The organism is Albidovulum sp., assembly GCF_049646345.1.
Classification (GTDB): domain Bacteria; phylum Pseudomonadota; class Alphaproteobacteria; order Rhodobacterales; family Rhodobacteraceae; genus Albidovulum.
The window spans coordinates 1-2,009 of record NZ_JBARVQ010000226.1 but is presented as its reverse complement, the minus strand read 5'-3'; the positions used below and the strand labels follow the sequence as shown (position 1 = coordinate 2,009).

General features: G+C 62.2%; 3 protein-coding genes. All 3 read left to right on the top strand.

Annotated features, from left to right (window positions below; translation table 11 throughout):
* Window positions 1-38: 38 nt before the first annotated feature.
* Window positions 39-764, top strand: a complete 726-nt coding sequence (gene rpsC, locus WBB85_RS05450) for a 30S ribosomal protein S3 (RefSeq protein ID WP_432637615.1) — start codon at window positions 39-41, stop codon at window positions 762-764.
* 12 nt (window positions 765-776) lie between these two features.
* Entirely contained in the window at window positions 777-1,190 is a 414-nt protein-coding gene (gene rplP / locus WBB85_RS05445) for a 50S ribosomal protein L16 (protein ID WP_432637614.1), read from the top strand.
* Window positions 1,191-1,274: 84 nt separating this feature from the next.
* Complete coding sequence (locus tag WBB85_RS05440; protein ID WP_432637613.1) at window positions 1,275-1,898, top strand: TIGR02466 family protein; 624 nt, start codon at window positions 1,275-1,277, stop codon at window positions 1,896-1,898.
* Window positions 1,899-2,009 lie beyond the last annotated feature (111 nt).

Below are 2,009 nucleotides of genomic sequence, written 5' to 3'. Positions count from 1 at the left end.
CTGACCATCAAGGTGCGGCAAGTCGAGGAGCAAGCGTAATGGGACAGAAGGTCAACCCGATCGGCATGCGCCTCCAGGTCAACCGTACCTGGGATAGCCGCTGGTACGCCGACAGCAAAGACTACGGCAATCTGCTTCTTGAAGACCTCAAGATGCGTGAGTTCATTCATGACTACGCAAAGCAGGCCGGTGTCTCGAAAGTCATCATCGAGCGTCCGCACAAGAAGTGCCGCGTCACCATCCACACTGCGCGTCCGGGCGTGATCATCGGCAAAAAAGGCGCCGATATCGAAACCCTGCGCAAGAAGCTGGCGAACTTCACCGACAGCGAACTGCACCTGAACATCGTCGAGGTCCGCAAGCCGGAACTGGACGCTGCCCTGGTCGCGGAAAGCATCGCCCAGCAGCTTGAGCGTCGTGTCTCGTTCCGCCGTGCAATGAAGCGCGGCGTGCAGAACTCGATGCGGATGGGTGCGCTTGGTATCCGGGTCAACGTCGCGGGTCGCCTTGGCGGCGCCGAGATCGCCCGGACCGAATGGTACCGCGAAGGCCGCGTGCCGCTGCACACCCTGCGTGCCGACATCGACTATGCGCTCGCCGAAGCAACGACCCCCTATGGCATCATCGGGATCAAGGTCTGGATCTTCAAAGGCGAGATCATGGAGCACGACCCCCAGGCCCGCGACCGCAAGGCGGCCGAGGCCCAGGACGGTCCGTCTCCGCGTGGTCCGAACCCGCGCGGCCCGCGCCGCGACGCCCGGTAAGGAGTAGACAAGATGCTGCAACCGAAACGGACGAAGTTCCGCAAACAGTTCAAGGGCAAGATCAGCGGCGAAGCCAAAGGCGGGTTCGAACTGAACTTCGGCGGCTACGGCCTGAAAGCGATCGAGCCCGAGCGCATCACCGCGCGCCAGATCGAAGCGGCTCGCCGCGCGATCACCCGCCACATGAAGCGTCAGGGCCGGGTCTGGATCCGCGTCTTCCCGGACACGCCGGTTTCGTCGAAACCGACCGAGGTTCGGATGGGTAAGGGTAAAGGTTCGGTCGATTACTGGGCTGCCAGGGTCAAGCCGGGCCGCGTGATGTTCGAGATCGACGGCGTCAACGACACCATCGCCCGCGAGGCCCTGCGCCTTGGCGCGATGAAGTTGCCGATCAAGACCCGCGTCGTGGTTCGCGAAGACTGGTAAGAGCAGTCAGATCGCCTGACTTGTGAAATAGGGCCCCTGCCGGAAACGGCGGGGGCCTTGCCGTTTCATCGAAGGATCGCCGCCATGGCTGACACCACCCCGCTTTTCGTGACCCGCCTTTATCGCAGCCCGCTGAATGCGCTGGCAAAAAACAAGCTCGACTACGGCGAACTGAATGCCTCGTGCCTGGCCATCGCCGGAGATGATGAGGCCGGACAGGATTGGTGCGAGGCCAATGGCTATCCGGGCTATACCTCTTATTCCTCATTGAACGATCTGCCCTGGCGCTTTCCGATCTTCGGCGATCTGGAAAAGGCGCTGGACAGGCATGTGGCGGCGTTCTGCAAGGAACTGGGCTTTGACTTGCAGGGCAAGACGCTGAAATGCGACAGCCTCTGGATCAATATCCTGCCCGAAGGCGGCATGCATGCCAGCCACATCCACCCGCATTCGGTAATTTCAGGCACGACTTATGTGGCGATGCCGGCAGGCACCTCGGCGCTGAAGCTGGAAGACCCACGCCTGCCCATGATGATGCACGCGCCCCTCCGTAAGAAGACTGCCCCGCAGGAGTTGCAGAGCTTTGTCTATGTGACGCCCGAGGTGGGGGATGTGTTGCTGTGGGAAAGCTGGCTGCGCCACGAAGTGCCGATGAACTTGGCCGACGACGACCGGATCAGCGTCAGCTTCAATTACGGCTGGGCGTAACGTATCGTCCTCTGCGTAGGGCGGGGTTCACCCCGCCTTTTTCCCGTTTGCACCCCGAAAGAACGGAGCCACCCGGCCGGGAGGCCGGGCAGCGCCCGACCCTCCCCCGGT

Bases quoted from the DNA above. Each gene is read 5' to 3' on its own strand.
- rpsC (WP_432637615.1), top strand. From the start codon at position 39: ATGGGACAGAAGGTCAACCCGATCGGCATGCGCCTCCAGGTCAACCGT.
- rplP (WP_432637614.1), top strand. From the start codon at position 777: ATGCTGCAACCGAAACGGACGAAGTTCCGCAAACAGTTCAAGGGCAAG.
- WBB85_RS05440 (WP_432637613.1), top strand. From the start codon at position 1,275: ATGGCTGACACCACCCCGCTTTTCGTGACCCGCCTTTATCGCAGCCCG.